Origin of the sequence: Streptomyces sp. 2-1 (genome assembly GCF_048564895.1) — a bacterium.
GTDB classification, from domain to species: Bacteria; Actinomycetota; Actinomycetes; order Streptomycetales; family Streptomycetaceae; genus Streptomyces; species Streptomyces phaeochromogenes.
In genome coordinates, this window is record NZ_CP183383.1 from 858,152 (window position 1) to 873,314 (window position 15,163).

The following is a 15,163-nucleotide window of genomic DNA, read 5'->3' on the forward strand; positions in this document are numbered from 1 at the left end:
CCGGGCGTACCGGGTCGGCGTTCCGCGCGCCGCACCGGGCCGGTGGGCCCTCGGCGAGCCTCGGCCGTTACGCCGCCCGCGCTTCGCGAGGCCGCGCCTGCCGGGTTCATGATCTTTATCTGATTAGCATTCACAAGCCCCGCAGCGTCCGTTGCCGGGGCTGCCCTGCGCCATCACCGTGAGGGGATAGAGCCATGCCCCCGGGCCGCCAGAGTCCGTCGTCGCAGCACGCCCCCGAACTGCGTGCGGCAGCGCGCCATCTCGCTCGCCGCCGCTTCCTGACCGTCACCGCGGCAGCCGCCGCGCTCGCCTTCGGCACACAGCTGCCCGCCACAGGCGCCGCGAGCGCCGCCGAGCTCGACGCGGCGAGGATCGCCGACGACCCCTTCACGCTCGGTGTCGCCTCCGGCGACCCGTGGCCCGGCTCCGTCCTGCTGTGGACACGGCTCGCGCCCGAGCCGTACGAGGCCGACGGCGGCCTGGCCCAGCAGCGTGTCGTCGTCGAATGGGAGGTGGCCGACGACGAGCGGTTCGGCACGATCGTCCGGCGCGGCGCCGCCATCGCCCACCCCGAGGTGCACCACACCCTGCACGTCGAGGTGGACGGTCTCGCCTCCGGTCGCGTGTACTACTACCGCTTCCGGACGGGCACCTGGATCAGCCCGACGGGCCGTACTCGCACCGCTCCCGCCGCCCTCGGCCCCGCCTCCGCGCTCACCTTCGCCGCCGTGTCCTGTCAGGCGTACCACGAGGGGTACTTCACCGTTCACCGCCATCTCGCGGGCGACGACGTCGACGTGGTCTTCCACCTCGGCGACTACCTCTACGAGTACGCGGTCGACGCCGCCGGCGGCGCCCGTAAGTACACCGACCGTGTCCTGCCCGACCTCTTCAACCGGGAGACGGTGACGCTGGAGGACTACCGACTGCGCTACGCCCTCTACCACCGGGACCCTGACCTGCAGGCCGTGCACGCCATGCACCCGTTCGTCGTCACCTGGGACGACCACGAGACGGAGAACAACTACGCGGCCGACAGCGACGAGAACGGCACCCCGCCGGCCGCGTTCCTGCTGCGGCGCGCCGCAGCCTACCGGGCCCACTGGGAGAACCAGCCGCTGCGCGCCTCCCAGCTGCCCAACGGGCCCGACGCCCAGCTCTACCGCCGTCTGCACTGGGGCACGCTGGCGCAGTTCGACGTCCTCGACACCCGCCAGTACCGCTCCAACCAGGCCTACGACGACCGGCCGCACATCCCCGGCCCGGAGTCGGACGACCCGGCACGCACGATCACCGGTGCCGCCCAGGAACGCTGGCTGCTCGACGGATGGCGCACCTCCGACGCCGTGTGGAACGTGCTGCCGCAACAGGTCTGCTTCTCCCAGCGGAAGCTGGACCTCAGCCCTGTCGCCAAGGTGTCCATGGACGCCTGGGACGGCTACCGGGCCTCGCGCGACCGGGTCCTGGCCGGGGCGAGGGCGACGGGCATCGACAACCTGATGGTGCTCAGCGGGGACGTGCACGTCGGGTACGCCTTCGACATCAAGGACGACTTCGACAACCCCTCGTCCAGGACCCTCGGCACGGAGATCGTCACGCCCTCCATCGCCAGCGGCATGGACGGCATCGTTAAACCCACGAACTGGGCCACCTATCTGTCCGCCAACCCCCACCTGAAGTTCTACAACGGTCAACGCGGTTACGTGAGAGTGCAGTTGACACCCCAGGCGGCCCGGGCGGACTTCAAGACCGTGTCCGCCGTCACCACGCCCGGGGCTCCGATCACGACCGCCGCGTCCTTCGTCACCGAAGCGGGCGATCAGGGGCTCAAGCCCGCCTGAGCCCGTGCACGTGCCCAAGCTTGTGCGCGTGCTTGTGTGCGTGCCTGTGCCTGTGCCCGTGCTTGTGCCTGCGACCGGCGGCCCTCATGACTCGGCCCGGCGGCGGACCGCCGCGAGCAGGCGCCGCACACCCACCGCGTGCCCTCCTGTCCCGAGGACGAGCAACCGGTAGAGGCCGCCTGCCGGGCCGGGAAAGGTGGCCCGGGTCTCGGCGGTCAACCGTGACCGGCCCGGGCCCGCGGGCTCCAGGCGAAAGATCAGCGCGTACGACGAGAAGCGGTGGCGCCCGCCGAGGACCAGCTCCCGCCCCGGGACCGCGGCGGCCACCCGGAACCCGGGAAACGTCGAGCCCTCGGCGAGCGGCCTCGGACCCGACGCCGTGCGGTCGGCGCATCCGACCAGCCGTGCGTAGCGGTTCGCGCCGGGGCGGGAGAAGGACCGGTCCAGGGTTTCGCCCAGACTGCGCCACACGTCATCGACTCCCGCCTCGACGACGGTGGTGTGCTCATCGCGGTACGGGAGCGAAGGGATCTGCATCGTGGCCTCCATGGCGGTCCGGTGACGGTCGGCCGCCCGGTCGTTCGGTGCCCCGCCGAGGGGCTGGTCAGCCCTCGAACTCCGTCAGGTCGATCCCGTACATCCGCACGTCGTGCCCGTAGGCCGGGTCCACTGTCGCGCCTTCCGCCTGCATGCCGAGCTTGTCGAGCACGTTCGACGATGCGGTGTCGGCCGTTCGGCACACGGCGACGACCCGGTCGATGCCGCGGTCCTGCAGAGCGAATTCGAGTGTGGCGTGAGCCGCCTCCGAGGCGTAGCCCTGGCCCCAGAAGACCCGGGCCATTCGCCAGGTGATGGCCACCTGGCCCGCGACCTCGGGCGGGGAATCAGGAACGTACAGCCCGACCGCCCCGGCCAGCTCCCCCGATCCGAGAAGTTCGACGGCGAAGACCCCGAAGCCCTCCTCGTCCCACTCCTCCTCCCAGGCCTCGATGTCCTCGGCGGTCTGTTCCAGGGAGCGGGGCGTGCCGTCGCCGATCCAGCGCATCACCGTCGAGTCGGCGTGGATCTCGGAGAGGGGTACGAGGTCGTCGTCCTGCCAGCGGCGCAGCAGAAGACGGGGGGTATGGATGTCGGTCATGCCCCCATCATCGCGTGAGCCAGACGACAAGAACGACCACGACCACGGCGAGGACGATCGCCGCCGGAAGAGCGCGTTTGAGTACGGCACCGCGTGCGACGCTCATCAGGTCCAGGGGCTCCGGTGCGGGCGCGGCCTGCGTACGGGAAACGGCGGGCGCTTCCGCGGGGCGGACGCCGTTCGAGGCGGGGGTGGTCGGGGCGGTTGGAGAGCTTGGAGCGGTCTTCCTCGGGGCTTCGGCGGCGGGGGATTTGTCTGCTGCGGGCCCTCCGGCGGAAGCGGATTCCGGCGTGGCGCCCGATGCGATCCCGGCGCTGACCTCGGGCTCGGACTCAGCCCCAGCCACCGATTCCTGCGCCTGCCCCTGCCCGTGCCCCTGCTCCTTCTCCGTCGCGAGTTGCCCCTCCAGGTTGTCGACGAACTGGGCCAGCAGCTTGCCGCTGACCTCCTCGATCACCCCTCGGCCGAACTGCGCGATCCTGCCGGTGATGGTGAGGTGGGTGTCCACCGTCACCCGCGTCCCGTCGCCGTCGGGGACGAGCCGGGCGGTGACGCGGGCATCGGCGTTTCCCTGGCCGCGGGTGTCTCGGCCGCGCGCGTGGAGTACCGCCGTACGCGCTTCGTCGTCCTTCTCCTCGAAGGAGACGACTCCCTTGTACTGGACGGTCATGGGGCCGAGCTTCACCTTGACGACGCCGTTGTAGGTGTCGCCGTCCACGCCGGTGAGCTGGGCCCCGGGCATGCAGGGAGCGATCCGCTCCACGTCGGTCAGCAGGGACCAGGCCTGGTCGGGCGGCAGGTTCACTCGGAACTCGTTCGTGAAGTCCATGACGGACACACGATGGGCGCGGGCGGCCGGGCCGTCAATGAGCTCTTCAGAGTTTGCTTAAGACGCCGGGCCCGTGACGCCGGAACCCCTGATCCGCCATGCTCCCCCAGTCCCGTCCAGTTCCATCCGGTCCCCTCCACTCCCCTCCAGTCCCGTCAGCTCCAGATCGTGACGTGGACCGGTGGTCGGAACTCGTTCATCGGAACGCCCTTGGACCGGGTGAGCACCGCCTGTGTCGCGGCGGGTGTCGTGGCGAAACGGCACAGCGCGGCGGCGGTCGTCGAGCGCCGTTCGCCGGAGAGCGCGCTCGCGTACAGCATGCCGCCGAGCCGGGCGCCGGAGACGTCGAGGACGGCCAGTGACCCGCGGCGCAGTTCGTCGCGTACGACGTGGAGGAAGGCGATGGACAGCCCGGCCCCGCCTGCCACCGCGTTGAGAGAGGCCGTGACGCTGGGGAACGCCTTGGCCTTGGCGGCTTCGACTCCGACGTGGGCGAGAAAGGCGCCGGAGAGGGTGTCCGGGTCGAGTCCGGCCGGGCCCAACATCCATGGTTCGTGGGCGAGTTGGGCAGGTGCCAGCCGCTTCCGGTGTCCGAGCGGGTGGTCCGGCGCCGCGACGACGACCAGTTGGAAGCGCAGGAAAGGGATCGACTCGATGCCCGGTTCCGGGCGCGGCGCCGGGCCGATCGTCACATCGGCACGGCGGTCGCGCAGCAGGTCGCCGAAGACCGCCACCGGCACGGCGAGGGTGTCGACGTCCAAGTCGGGCTGTCGCCGCCCGAAGGCCGCGAGCAGGGCGGGGAGGACCTGTTCGGCGCCGGCCTCGGTGGACGCCACCCGCAGCTGGGCGGTGCCCGAGCCGGCCTGGCGGACCCGGTGGCGGGTCTCCTCGGCGAGGCCGACGATCTCGGCGGCTCCCGCGGCGAGGCGTCTGCCGCCCGGGGTGAGGCTGATCCCGCCGGCGGCCCGGATGAAGAGCAGGTCACCGAGTTCGCGGCGGAGCGCGGCGACCGCGCCGGAGACCGCGGCCTCGGTGACGCCGAGCGCCCCCGCGGCGGCCTTGACCGAGCCCAGACGGGCCACCGTGACGAATGCGCGGAGCTGAGTCAGCGTCATGTCCGCCATTACAACGGCTGTTCGACCGGTAGGACCCCTTCCGTGCCCAGGTCTCTTAAGCATTCGCTTGAGTCGCCGTTGACCGCCTCATCCCTTCGCGCAATTGTTCCCCCCGGACCGCCGGAAACCGGCCAGGTCCTCAATCGACGGACGGTTCCCCCGCGCGCTGCCTCGCCCGGGCGTGCCGGGAGGGCCCGTTCCGGGAGGGAGCGTGCCGTGCAGGTACCCGCTTCGTTCGACTACCAGCGCGCCGAGAGCGTGGACGAGGCGCTGGAACTGCTGCGGCGCTACGGCGAGGAGGCCCGGGTCGTGGCCGGAGGACACAGTCTGCTGCCGATGATGAAGCTGCGCCTGGCCGCCCCCGAGGTCCTCGTCGACATCAACGACCTGCACGAGCTCGACCACATCGTCCTGGTCGGCGACGAACTGCGCGTCGGCGCCCTCACCCGTCACCGCACACTCCTGGAGTCGGAGCTGGTCGGCCGGTACTTTCCCATCGTCCACGACGCGGAGAAGGTGATCGCCGACCCGCCGGTCCGCAACCGGGGCACGATCGGCGGCTCCCTGTGCCAGGCCGACCCTTCGGAGGACCTCTCCGCGGTGTGCGGCGCGCTTCACGCCCTTGCCGTCATCCGCGGGACGGACGGCGAACGGATCGTCTCCATGGCCGACTTCCACCAGGGCCCGTACGAAACGGCCGTGGGCGTCGGCGAGATGCTGACCGAGGTGCGGCTGCCGGTCCTGCCGGGTGCGGGCAGCGCGTACGAGAAGGTCGAGCGCAAGGCCGGGGACTGGGCCGTCGCCGCGGCCGGGGTCGCCCTGACTCTGCGCGAGGGGCGGATCGCCGAGGCGGGCGTCGGTCTGGCGGCGGTCGGCGCCGGTGCGCTGAACCTCCACGCGGTCCAGACGCTGCTGAACGGCAGCGAACCCTCCGAGGCACTGTACGAGGAGGCGGGCCGGGTGGCGTCCGACAGCTGTTCGCCGGTCACCGACGGCCGGGGCAGCGCCGAGTACAAGCGGCATCTGGCCGGCGAACTCACCCGGCGGGCGCTGCGACGGGCGGTCGCCCGGGCCGGGCGGCCCATCGGGTCCACGGCAAGGGAGGCGTGAGGCGCATGCGGATCACCGTCAACGTCAACGGCGACGACCACACCCGGGAGGTCGAACCGCGGCATCTGCTCGTGCGCTTCCTCCGCGACGACCTGGAACTGACAGGCACCCACTGGGGCTGCGACACCAGCAACTGCGGAACGTGCGTGGTGCTGATGGACGGTGAGCCCGTCAAGAGCTGCACTGTCCTGGCGGTCATGGCTGCCGGTCATGAGATCCGTACGGTCGAGGACCTGGCGGACGGAGACCAACTGGACCCCGTTCAGCAGGGGTTCATCGAGCAGCACGGTCTGCAGTGCGGGTTCTGCACCCCGGGGATGATGCTCACCGGCCGGGCGCTCCTGGACCGCAACCCGGATCCGTCCGAGCAGGAGATCCGCGAGGCCATCTCCGGCCAGCTGTGCCGGTGCACCGGCTATCTGAACATCGTCCGCTCCATCCAGTGGGCGGCGCGGCAACGGGCCGAGGCCGATGGAGTCGCGGAGACAGCAGGGGGCCGGACATGACCGCCGTCGACGAACCCCCGGTCGCCCCCGTCGCCCCCGCGCCGGACGAACGGCCCATCGGCTTCGGCCGGATGAAGCGCAAGGAGGACCCCCGCTTCGTACGCGGCAAGGGCCGCTACGTCGACGACATCCACCTGCCCGGCATGCTGCACGGAGCCGTGCTGCGCAGCCCGTTCGCGCACGCCCGCATCGTCTCCATCGACACCTCGGCCGCCGAGGCCCACCCCAAGGTCAAGGCGGTGATCACCGGCGAGACGCTCGCGGGGCTGGGCCTGGCCTGGATGCCGACGCTGTCGATGGACACGCAGGCCGTACTCGCCACCGACAAGGTGCGCTTCCAGGGGCAGGAGGTCGCGTTCGTGGTCGCCGAGGACCACTACGCGGCGCGCGACGCCATCGAGTTGATCGACGTCGAGTACGAACCGCTGGATCCGGTGGTCAACGCCCGGCATGCCCTCGACCCCGGCGCGCCCGTCATCCGGGACGATCTGGAAGGCCGTACGGACAACCACATCTTCGACTGGGAGGCGGGCGACAGCGCGGCCACCGACGAGGTGTTCGCGCGGGCCGACGTCGTGGTCGAGCAGACCATGCTCTACCCGCGCGTCCACCCGGCCCCGCTGGAGACGTGCGGCGCGGTCGCCTCAATGGACCCGGTCGACGGCAAGCTCACCCTCTACTCCACCACCCAGGCCCCGCACGCCCACCGCACCCTCTACGCGATGGTGGCCGGGATTCCCGAGCACAAGATCCGGGTCGTCTCCCCCGACATCGGCGGCGGTTTCGGCAACAAGGTCGGCATCTACCCGGGTTACGTCTGCGCGGTCGTCGGCTCGATCGTCACCGGGCGGCCGGTCAAGTGGATGGAGGACCGCTCCGAGAACCTGATGAGCACCTCCTTCGCCCGCGACTACCACATGACCGGCGAGATAGCCGCGACCCGGGACGGCAAGATCCTGGCCGTACGGGTCAAGGTCCTCGCCGACCACGGCGCGTTCAACTCCACGGCGCAGCCCACCAAATACCCGGCCGGCTTCTTCCACATCTTCACCGGCTCGTACGACATCGAGGCCGCGCACTGCTCGGTCACCGGCGTCTACACCAACAAGGCACCGGGCGGGGTCGCGTACGCCTGCTCGTTCCGGGTCACCGAGGCGGTCTATCTGATCGAGCGGATGGTGGACTGTCTGGCAGCCGAACTCGGCACCGATCCGGCCGAGTTGAGGATGCGCAACCTGCTGCGACCGGAACAGTTCCCCTACGAGAACAAGACGGGCTGGACGTACGACTCCGGCGACTACCCCGCTTGTCTGCGCAAGGCGCTGGACCTGGCCGGGTACGAGGAGCTGCGCAAGGAGCAGAGCGAGAAGCGGGCCCGGGGCGAACTCATGGGCATCGGGCTGTCGTTCTTCACCGAGACGGTCGGCGCCGGGCCGCGCAAGCACATGGACATCCTCGGCCTCGGCATGGCCGACGGCTGCGAGCTGCGCGTCCATCCGACCGGCAAGGCAGTGGTCCGGCTGAGCGTGCAGACGCAGGGACAGGGCCACGAGACGACGTTCGCGCAGATCGTCGCCGAGGAACTGGGCATCCCGCCCGAGGACATCGACGTCGTGCACGGCGACACCGACCAGACGCCGTTCGGGCTCGGTACGTACGGAAGTCGGTCAACTCCCGTGTCGGGAGCGGCTGCTGCCGTGGTCGCCCGCAAGGTGCGGGACAAGGCGCGGATCATCGCCGGGGCCATGCTGGAGGTCTCCCCCGACGACCTCGAATGGACCAAGGGCCGCTGGTCGGTCGCCGGCGACCCGGCGATGACGAAGACGATCCAGGAGATCGCGCTCGCCGCGCACGGCTCGCTGGAGCTGCCGGAGGGGGTGGAGGGTCATCTGGAGGCGACGACCGTTTACAACCCGCCCAATCTCACCTACCCGTTCGGTGCGTACGTCTGCGTGGTCGACGTCGATTCCGGCACGGGCACGGTGAAGGTGCGGCGGTTCATCGCGGTGGACGACTGCGGGACCCGTATCAACCCGATGATCATCGAGGGGCAGGTGCACGGCGGGCTGGCCGACGGGGTCGGTATGGCGCTGATGGAGTTGATCAGCTTCGACGAGGAAGGCAACTGTCTGTCCGGGTCCTTCATGGACTATCTGCTGCCGACCGCGCTGGAGGTCCCGTCCTGGGAGCTGGACCACACCGTCACGCCCTCCCCGCACCATCCGATCGGCGCGAAGGGCATCGGCGAGTCGGCGACGGTCGGTTCGCCGCCGGCCGTCGTCAACGCGGTCCTCGACGCGATCGGCGTCCGCCACGCCGACATGCCGCTGACGCCGAGCCGGGTGTGGCAGGCGCTGCACCGGGGCGAGGTGGAGGCACCGCAATGAGCCCCACCGCACCGCCACTTGAGGCACGCATGGCCGAACTGACGGGCCGCCACGTGCCGTTCGTCAAGGCCACCGTCGTTCGTGCCCGCCGTCCGGCGAGCGCGCGGCCGGGCGACACCGCGCTGGTCCTCGCGGACGGCCGGGTCGAGGGCTTCGTCGGGGGCGCCTGCGCGGAGGCCACCGTACGGGTGCAGGCGCTGCGGACGCTGCGCAGCGGGGAGTCGCTGCTGCTGCGGATCTCGCCGGAGGAGACGGCGGACGGCACCGGGGAACCCGTCGTCGAGGAGGGCGCGGTGAGCGTCGCCAATCCGTGCCTGTCCGGCGGCGAGTTGGAGATCTTCCTGGAGCCGTTGCGGCCCGTGCCACGCGTGGTGGTCCTGGGCGAGTCCCCCATCGCCCGCGCGTTGGCGGCCTTCGGGCCGGTGCTCGGTTACGAGATCACGGAGGCGGCAGGCGCCGACGGGATCACGCCGGAGGAGCTGGCCGGGAGTCAGGCGCTGGTGATCGCCTCCCACGGCCGGGGCGAGGAGCCGGTGCTCGTCTCGGCCGTGCGCGCCGGGGTGCCGTACATCGGGCTGGTGGCCAGCCCCAGGCGCGGGGCGGCGGTACTGGACGCACTGCCACTCGGTGCAGAGGACCGCGCGCGGATCCATACGCCCGCGGGGCTGTGGATCGGTGCCCGCACGCCGGGCGAGATCGCGGTGTCGATCCTCGCGGAGGTGATCCAGGCGGTGAGGGGGCGCTCCGTGGAAGTGGAGGTGGAGGTGGAGGCGCCTCCGGAGACTCCGGGGACCGGCTCGGTGACCGCCGTCGACCCCGTGTGCGGGATGACGGTCTCCGTCGTGGACAGCACCCCGTACTCCGACGAGGGCGGCGACGAGCGCCGCTGGTTCTGCTGTGCCGGTTGTCGTGCCGCGTACGAGAAGGACCCCGCCCGCTATGCGAAGGCCGACGCCTCGTGAGCGAGTACGTCGAGCGCTGTCTGCCGGGCGTGGAGAGTCTGCGCGCGGCGCTGGACTCGCTGGGCTATCTCGCCGACGACGGTCTGGCCACTGCGCTCTTCCTCGCCCTTCGCCTCCCCCAGCCGCTGCTCCTGGAGGGCGAGGCGGGCGTCGGCAAGACCGAGGCGGCCAAGGCGGTGGCCGCGATCCTGGGCAGCCCGCTGATCCGGCTGCAGTGCTACGACGGCCTGGACGCGGCCGAGGCGCTGTACGAGTGGAACTATCCGCGCCAGCTGCTCGGGATCCGCCTGGCCGAGTCGCGGTACGAGCAGCTCAGTGAGGCCGATCTGTTCAGCGAGGAGTACCTGCTGCGGCGGCCCGTGCTCGCGGCGCTCACCCACCCCGGCCCGGCCCCCGCCGTGCTGCTCATCGACGAGATCGACCGCGCCGACGACGACTTCGAGGCGTTCCTGCTCGAAGTGCTGGCCGAGGCGGCGGTGACCATCCCGGAGATCGGCACCATCCGGGCCGCCGTGCCGCCCGTCGTGCTGCTCACCTCCAACCGCACCCGTGATCTTCATGACGCGCTCAAGCGCCGGTGCCTCTACCACTGGATCGACTATCCGGACACGGAACGGATCGTCGAGATCGTGCGCCGCCGGGTACCCGGGACGTCCAGGGAACTGGCGGTCGCGGTGTCGGCGGCCGTACGGCGACTGCGTGCCCTGGACGTGCAGAAGGCACCGGGCGTCGCCGAGACCATCGACTGGATCTCCGCGCTGAACCTGCTCGGCGTGCCCCGTCTCGACGCCGAGATCGCCGGGCGCACGCTCGGCTCCCTGCTCAAGTACCGCGAGGACCAGGAGCTGGTGCGCGAGCGGGGTCTGGACTGGCTGGTCGCGGGCCGACAGCCGTGACCACGACGCCGGTTCCGCTCTTCGACCGGGCCGAGTTCGCGGGCCGGCTCGGCGCGGAGCTGCGGCGAGCCGGGGTGGCGGTGACTCCGGAGCGGTCGGTGCGGTTCCTTCAGACGCTGGTGCTGCTGCCGCCGGTGGACCGTACGGCTCTGTACTGGGCGGCGCGGCTGGCGTTCGTGACGGATCGCGAGCAGATCGAACCGTTCGAGAGGGTCTTCGACGCGGTCTTCGCGGGCGGGACGCGCTCGGTGGCAGTCCGCGGAGCCGGTGCCGAATCCGAGCCTGCGCCAGGCACCGCCACCGAACCCGGTCGGCCCCCACCGCTCTCCGGCCTCGGCCCGGATCCCACCCGCGCTCCCCTGTCGGGCGGCGCCTTCGGCGAGGCATCGGACCGCGACCGTGCACAGCCCCCGAACGAGGACCGGCGGACCGAGGAACTGCCGACGGCGGGCAGTACGGCCGAAGTCCTCGCCCACAAGGACTTCGCCGCCCTCGACGCTGCCGAGCTGGCCGAACTCAACCGGCTCCTCGCCCTGTTGACGCTGAAGGCACCGCTGCGCCGTGGCCGCCGCCAGGAGACCGACCGCCGGGGCCGCCGCATCGACCTGCGCCGAACCCTGCGCACCGGACAGCGCACCGGCGGCGAGGCGGTACTGCTCGCCCGCACCCGCCACCGCCAACGACGGCGACGACTGGTGCTGCTGTGCGACATCTCCCGCTCCATGGAGCCGTACACACGCGCCTACCTCCGCCTCTTCCCACGCGCGGCGGCCGGCGCGGCGGCCGAGGCGTTCGTCTTCGCCACCCGCCTCACCCGGCTGACCCCCGTCCTGCGACACACCGGTCCCTCCGGCGTGGACGCGGCGCTGCGCCGAGCGGGCGCCGCCGCGTCCGACTGGTCCGGCGGCACCCGCATCGGCCACGCACTGGCCGAGTTCAACAACCGCTTCGGCCGCCGGGGCATGGCACGCGGCGCCGTCGTGGTCATCTTCTCCGACGGCTGGGAGGGCGAGGACCCCGCCGCCGTCGGCCGCGAAATGACCCGCCTCGCCCGCCTCACCCACCGCATCATCTGGGTCAACCCCCGCAAGGCGGCCCCCGGCTACACCCCCCGCACCGCCGGAATGACCGCCGCACTCCCCCACTGCGACGCGTTCATCAGCGGCCACAGCCTGGCGGCTCTCATGGAGGTGGTGGAGGCGATCGCGGGCAACGAGAAGGCTCTCGGTGTGTAGGGCGAGCCGACTTCGGAGGCGGGATCTACGCTGGCGTTTCGTGGTGTCAGGTGTCCGGACCAAGTCCCGCGTTCGACCAGGAGGTACTCATGGAGTCATCCGGCGACAACCCGCAAGCCGTTCCGGTTCTCCGCCGTCCGACCCGTCGAGCCGACAGCCTCCTCTGGGAACCCAGCGAGCGCTGGGTTCGCGGCACGAAGGGTGATGTCACCGTCGTCGACAGTCGGCGGCCGGTCCTGGTGTGGGAGCCCGGTCGGCCGGTGCCGTTGTACGCGTTTCCGCGTGAGGACGTGCGTACGGATCTGTTGCGGGAGACGGAGAAGTCCGCGGGGCGGCCGCACGCCGGGACGACGCTCTTCTACGACCTCGACATCGGCGGCGAGACCATTGCCGGGGCGGCCTGGACGTATCCGGGCGAGGAGTTGGGCTCGTACATCTCCTTCGAGTGGTTCGGGCGGGAGGTGCTCGACCACTGGTACGAGGAGGACGAGGAGATCTTCGTCCATCCGCGTGACCCGCACAAACGCGTGGATGCGCTGCCCAGTTCGCGGCATGTCCAGGTCGAGATCGACGGCACGGTCGTCGCGGACACGCGCGCGGCGGTCCTCCTCTTCGAGACCGGGCTGCCCGTGCGGTACTACCTCCCGCGCGAGGACGTACGCCTCGATCTGTTCACGACCAGCGACCTCACGACCCGCTGCCCCTACAAGGGCGTGGCGACCGAATACTGGTCCTGGCCAGGCGAGGACGTACCGCCGAACATCGCGTGGAGCTATCCCGACCCTCTCTCGGCCGTGGGTGTCGTCAAGGACCGGGTGGCCTTCTTCAACGAGGCCGTCGACATCACGGTCGACGGGGAGCGGCTGGAGCGGCCTGTCACCGAATTCATCAAGCCTCGGAAGTGATCAAGCCCCGGCAGTGATGAGGGTGGTCGTCGCGGGCTGCGTCGTCCTCAGCCCGTGTCGGGTGTTGGGTCTCCTGGAGCGATCAGGCCGGTCTCGTAGGCGAGTACGACCGCCTGGACGCGGTCTCGGAGGTCCAGCTTCGACAGGATGCGGCCGATGTGGGTCTTGACGGTGGTGGGGCTGAGGAAGAGGCGGTCCGCGAGTTCGGCGTTGCTGAGGCCGGTCGCCAGCAGCCGAAGCACCTCCAGTTCGCGTGGAGTGAGGCCGGACAGGTCTCGGTGGAGGGTCGGCGGCCGGGGCTCCTCCCTGTGGGCGAAGCGTTCGATCAGCCGGCGGGTGATGGTGGGCGCGAGGAGCGCGTCGCCGGACCGCACCAGGCGGACGGCGGCCACCAGGTGCTCGGGGGTGACGTCCTTGAGCAGGAAGCCGCTGGCGCCGGCGGTGAGTGCCGCGTAGACGTAGTGGTCGAGGTCGTACGTGGTGAGGATGATGACCCGGGTGTCGCCCCGGCCCTCGTCTCCGAGGATGCGCCGGGTCGCCTCGATGCCGTCCATCCGCGGCATCCGGATGTCCATGAGGACGACGTCGGGGCGGGTCCGCCGGACGGCGGCGACCGCCTCGGCGCCGTCTGCCGCCTCCGCCGTCACCTCGATGCCGTCGGCGGCGAGGATCATCCCGAAGCCCGTACGGACCAGGGCCTGGTCGTCGGCGATGACGGCGCGCAGGGGCGGCCCGTTCACGCGGTCCGCCACGGGACTCGGGCTCTGATGCGGTAGCCACCGGCGAGGGTCGGTCCGGCCGTCAGTTCGCCGCCGTAGACCGTCAGCCGCTCGCGCAGTCCGATGAGTCCGCGGCCGTTGCCACCGCCGGTACCTGGGCCTGTGCCGTTGGTGCCCGTCCACGGGGCGTCGTAGGCGGCTCCGGTGTCCGTGACTTCGATCTCCAGGCAGTCGTCGGTGTGGCCGATCGTGACGGAGGCTTCGGCGCCGGGTGCGTGTTTGATCGTGTTGGTCAGTGCCTCCTGCACCACCCGGTACGCCGCGAGGTCCACCCCGGGCGGCAGCGGCTCAGGTGGCAGGGACACCGCGATGGCGACCGGTGTCCCGGCGGCGCGTACGCGTTCGATCAGGGCGTCGAGGTGTCCGAGACCGGGCTGCGGTTCGAGCCCGTCTGCGGGGCTGTCGGGGCGGCCGGTGTCCGGGGCGGCGAGCAGCCCCATCACATGCCGGAGTTCGGACATGGCGGCCCGGCCCCCGGCCTCGACCGCCAGCAGTGCCTCTTTGGACCGCTCGGGCGCCGTGTCCATCACTTTGCGGGCCGCACCCGCCTGGATCACCATCACGCTCACATTGTGGGTCACGACGTCGTGCAACTCAGCGGCTATACGGGCGCGTTCCTCCTCGACGGCCCGCCGCATGGCCTCCTCCTGGTCCCGCTGCAGCCGGGTGAACCGGTCCCGGCTGGCCGTCAGCCGCCGGCCGCCGACGCGGACGAGCCCGGCCAGCACCCCGGCGACCAGCAGGACGACCGCGGGGCTCGACCAGCCCGGGAGTACGGGATCCGTCTCCCGGAAGGCGAATCCGGCCAGCACGGCGGCCACCACCATTCCGGCCAGCGCCCGCACTTGGTAGCGGCTGTACATGACGGCGCTGTAGGCACCGATGACGCAGGTCAGCACGTTGATCCAGGAGGTGTCGTCGCCGATGGGGAGCGCCGCGCCCATCACGATCCCGAACGTGACCAGCGGATACCGCCGCCTGGCCGCGAGAGGCAGCGCCGACAGGACGACCAGCGGCCACGGCACGGTGCGGGGCTCCGGCATCACAACTCCCCCGCCGGGTACGGGCGGTCGTGGCGGGACCGGCGGGACGGGCGGGACGGGCGGCACCTCGGTCCGGCGGTCGGTCCGTTGCTCGGTCCGCTGCTCGCTCTTGGCCGAGACGCGGGCCGGCCCGTCGCCGGGAAACTGCGCCGCCACGATCAGCGCGACGACGGTCAGCACGATCGCCAGCACCACGTCGGCGCGTACCGCCCACCGCGACAGCGGGGCGGGCTTCTCCTCCGGCCGTAGCGCGTCACGCAGTTGCCGAAGCCTGTCGCGGCGGTCCTCCGTCTCCATCGGCTCATTGTGTGGCTCCCCGCCCCCGGTCCGCGTCCGTCTGCGCGACCAGAGTCCCGTCCCGCAGGTGTACGTCGCAGGGATGACCCCGCGGCCGGGTCCTTCGCGGGGAGGTCCTGA

Annotated in this window: 14 protein-coding genes; 8 read left to right on the forward strand and 6 right to left on the reverse strand. The window is 71.3% G+C overall.

Annotated elements, in window-relative coordinates:
• The first annotated feature begins 194 nt into the window (after positions 1 to 194).
• Positions 195 to 1,841 carry an alkaline phosphatase D family protein gene (locus ACN20J_RS04000; RefSeq protein ID WP_419665241.1) on the forward strand — a complete coding sequence of 549 codons (1,647 nt, stop codon included), beginning with the start codon at positions 195 to 197 and terminating at the stop codon, positions 1,839 to 1,841.
• A gap of 84 nt (positions 1,842 to 1,925) precedes the next feature.
• Here the strand turns inward: ACN20J_RS04000 and ACN20J_RS04005 are convergent, their stop codons facing one another.
• The 4 genes from ACN20J_RS04005 to ACN20J_RS04020 all read right to left on the reverse strand — a co-directional run bounded on the left by ACN20J_RS04005 (position 1,926) and on the right by ACN20J_RS04020 (position 4,923).
• On the reverse strand, positions 1,926 to 2,378 hold the full coding sequence (locus ACN20J_RS04005) for a hypothetical protein (protein ID WP_189841798.1): 453 nt from the start codon (positions 2,376 to 2,378) through the stop codon (positions 1,926 to 1,928).
• Between the two features lie 67 nt (positions 2,379 to 2,445).
• Positions 2,446 to 2,979, reverse strand: a complete 534-nt coding sequence (locus ACN20J_RS04010; RefSeq protein WP_189841797.1) for a GNAT family N-acetyltransferase — start codon at positions 2,977 to 2,979, stop codon at positions 2,446 to 2,448.
• Positions 2,980 to 2,986: 7 nt separating this feature from the next.
• The gene (locus ACN20J_RS04015) at positions 2,987 to 3,808 is read right to left on the reverse strand and encodes an SRPBCC domain-containing protein (RefSeq protein WP_419665242.1); all 822 of its coding nucleotides are present in this window, start codon (positions 3,806 to 3,808) and stop codon (positions 2,987 to 2,989) included.
• Positions 3,809 to 3,963: 155 nt separating this feature from the next.
• Positions 3,964 to 4,923: a LysR family transcriptional regulator gene (locus ACN20J_RS04020; RefSeq protein ID WP_419665243.1), complete on the reverse strand. Its 960-nt coding sequence runs from the start codon at positions 4,921 to 4,923 to the stop codon at positions 3,964 to 3,966.
• Positions 4,924 to 5,139: 216 nt separating this feature from the next.
• Between ACN20J_RS04020 and ACN20J_RS04025 the strand changes: the two genes are divergently transcribed.
• The 7 genes from ACN20J_RS04025 (at position 5,140) to ACN20J_RS04055 (ending at position 12,924) form a co-directional block, all read left to right on the forward strand.
• Positions 5,140 to 6,033 (forward strand): FAD binding domain-containing protein, encoded by an 894-nt coding sequence (locus tag ACN20J_RS04025; protein ID WP_419665244.1) that lies wholly within the window; start codon positions 5,140 to 5,142, stop codon positions 6,031 to 6,033.
• A 5-nt stretch (positions 6,034 to 6,038) separates the two neighbouring features.
• The gene (locus tag ACN20J_RS04030; protein ID WP_189841793.1) at positions 6,039 to 6,539 is read left to right on the forward strand and encodes a (2Fe-2S)-binding protein; all 501 of its coding nucleotides are present in this window, start codon (positions 6,039 to 6,041) and stop codon (positions 6,537 to 6,539) included.
• Entirely contained in the window at positions 6,536 to 8,926 is a 2,391-nt protein-coding gene (locus ACN20J_RS04035; RefSeq protein ID WP_419665245.1) for an aerobic carbon-monoxide dehydrogenase large subunit, read from the forward strand. Before ACN20J_RS04030 ends, ACN20J_RS04035 begins: the two co-directional genes overlap by 4 nt.
• Positions 8,923 to 9,888, forward strand: a complete 966-nt coding sequence (locus ACN20J_RS04040) for an XdhC family protein (protein WP_419665246.1) — start codon at positions 8,923 to 8,925, stop codon at positions 9,886 to 9,888. The genes ACN20J_RS04035 and ACN20J_RS04040 overlap by 4 nt, the downstream gene beginning before the upstream one ends.
• Positions 9,885 to 10,784, forward strand: a complete 900-nt coding sequence (locus tag ACN20J_RS04045) for an AAA family ATPase (RefSeq protein ID WP_055610327.1) — start codon at positions 9,885 to 9,887, stop codon at positions 10,782 to 10,784. The genes ACN20J_RS04040 and ACN20J_RS04045 overlap by 4 nt, the downstream gene beginning before the upstream one ends.
• On the forward strand, positions 10,781 to 12,019 hold the full coding sequence (locus tag ACN20J_RS04050) for a vWA domain-containing protein (RefSeq protein WP_419665247.1): 1,239 nt from the start codon (positions 10,781 to 10,783) through the stop codon (positions 12,017 to 12,019). Before ACN20J_RS04045 ends, ACN20J_RS04050 begins: the two co-directional genes overlap by 4 nt.
• Before the next feature lie 89 nt (positions 12,020 to 12,108).
• Entirely contained in the window at positions 12,109 to 12,924 is an 816-nt protein-coding gene (locus ACN20J_RS04055) for a DUF427 domain-containing protein (RefSeq protein WP_419665248.1), read from the forward strand.
• A 47-nt stretch (positions 12,925 to 12,971) separates the two neighbouring features.
• Here the strand turns inward: ACN20J_RS04055 and ACN20J_RS04060 are convergent, their stop codons facing one another.
• Together ACN20J_RS04060 and ACN20J_RS04065 are read right to left on the reverse strand one after the other, a co-directional pair.
• Entirely contained in the window at positions 12,972 to 13,676 is a 705-nt protein-coding gene (locus ACN20J_RS04060; RefSeq protein ID WP_364193322.1) for a response regulator transcription factor, read from the reverse strand.
• Positions 13,661 to 15,043: a sensor histidine kinase gene (locus ACN20J_RS04065; RefSeq protein WP_419665249.1), complete on the reverse strand. Its 1,383-nt coding sequence runs from the start codon at positions 15,041 to 15,043 to the stop codon at positions 13,661 to 13,663. The genes ACN20J_RS04060 and ACN20J_RS04065 overlap by 16 nt, the downstream gene beginning before the upstream one ends.
• Between the last annotated feature and the right edge of the window lie 120 nt (positions 15,044 to 15,163).

Excerpts from the sequence above, each read along its gene's own strand:
- ACN20J_RS04055 (WP_419665248.1), top strand. The coding sequence starts at position 12,109 with ATGGAGTCATCCGGCGACAACCCGCAAGCCGTTCCGGTTCTCCGCCGT.
- ACN20J_RS04030 (WP_189841793.1), top strand. The coding sequence starts at position 6,039 with ATGCGGATCACCGTCAACGTCAACGGCGACGACCACACCCGGGAGGTC.
- ACN20J_RS04010 (WP_189841797.1), bottom strand. The coding sequence starts at position 2,979 with ATGACCGACATCCATACCCCCCGTCTTCTGCTGCGCCGCTGGCAGGAC.
- ACN20J_RS04005 (WP_189841798.1), bottom strand. The coding sequence starts at position 2,378 with ATGCAGATCCCTTCGCTCCCGTACCGCGATGAGCACACCACCGTCGTC.
- ACN20J_RS04065 (WP_419665249.1), bottom strand. The coding sequence starts at position 15,043 with ATGGAGACGGAGGACCGCCGCGACAGGCTTCGGCAACTGCGTGACGCG.
- ACN20J_RS04020 (WP_419665243.1), bottom strand. The coding sequence starts at position 4,923 with ATGACGCTGACTCAGCTCCGCGCATTCGTCACGGTGGCCCGTCTGGGC.
- ACN20J_RS04000 (WP_419665241.1), top strand. The coding sequence starts at position 195 with ATGCCCCCGGGCCGCCAGAGTCCGTCGTCGCAGCACGCCCCCGAACTG.
- ACN20J_RS04015 (WP_419665242.1), bottom strand. The coding sequence starts at position 3,808 with ATGGACTTCACGAACGAGTTCCGAGTGAACCTGCCGCCCGACCAGGCC.
- ACN20J_RS04040 (WP_419665246.1), top strand. The coding sequence starts at position 8,923 with ATGAGCCCCACCGCACCGCCACTTGAGGCACGCATGGCCGAACTGACG.
- ACN20J_RS04035 (WP_419665245.1), top strand. The coding sequence starts at position 6,536 with ATGACCGCCGTCGACGAACCCCCGGTCGCCCCCGTCGCCCCCGCGCCG.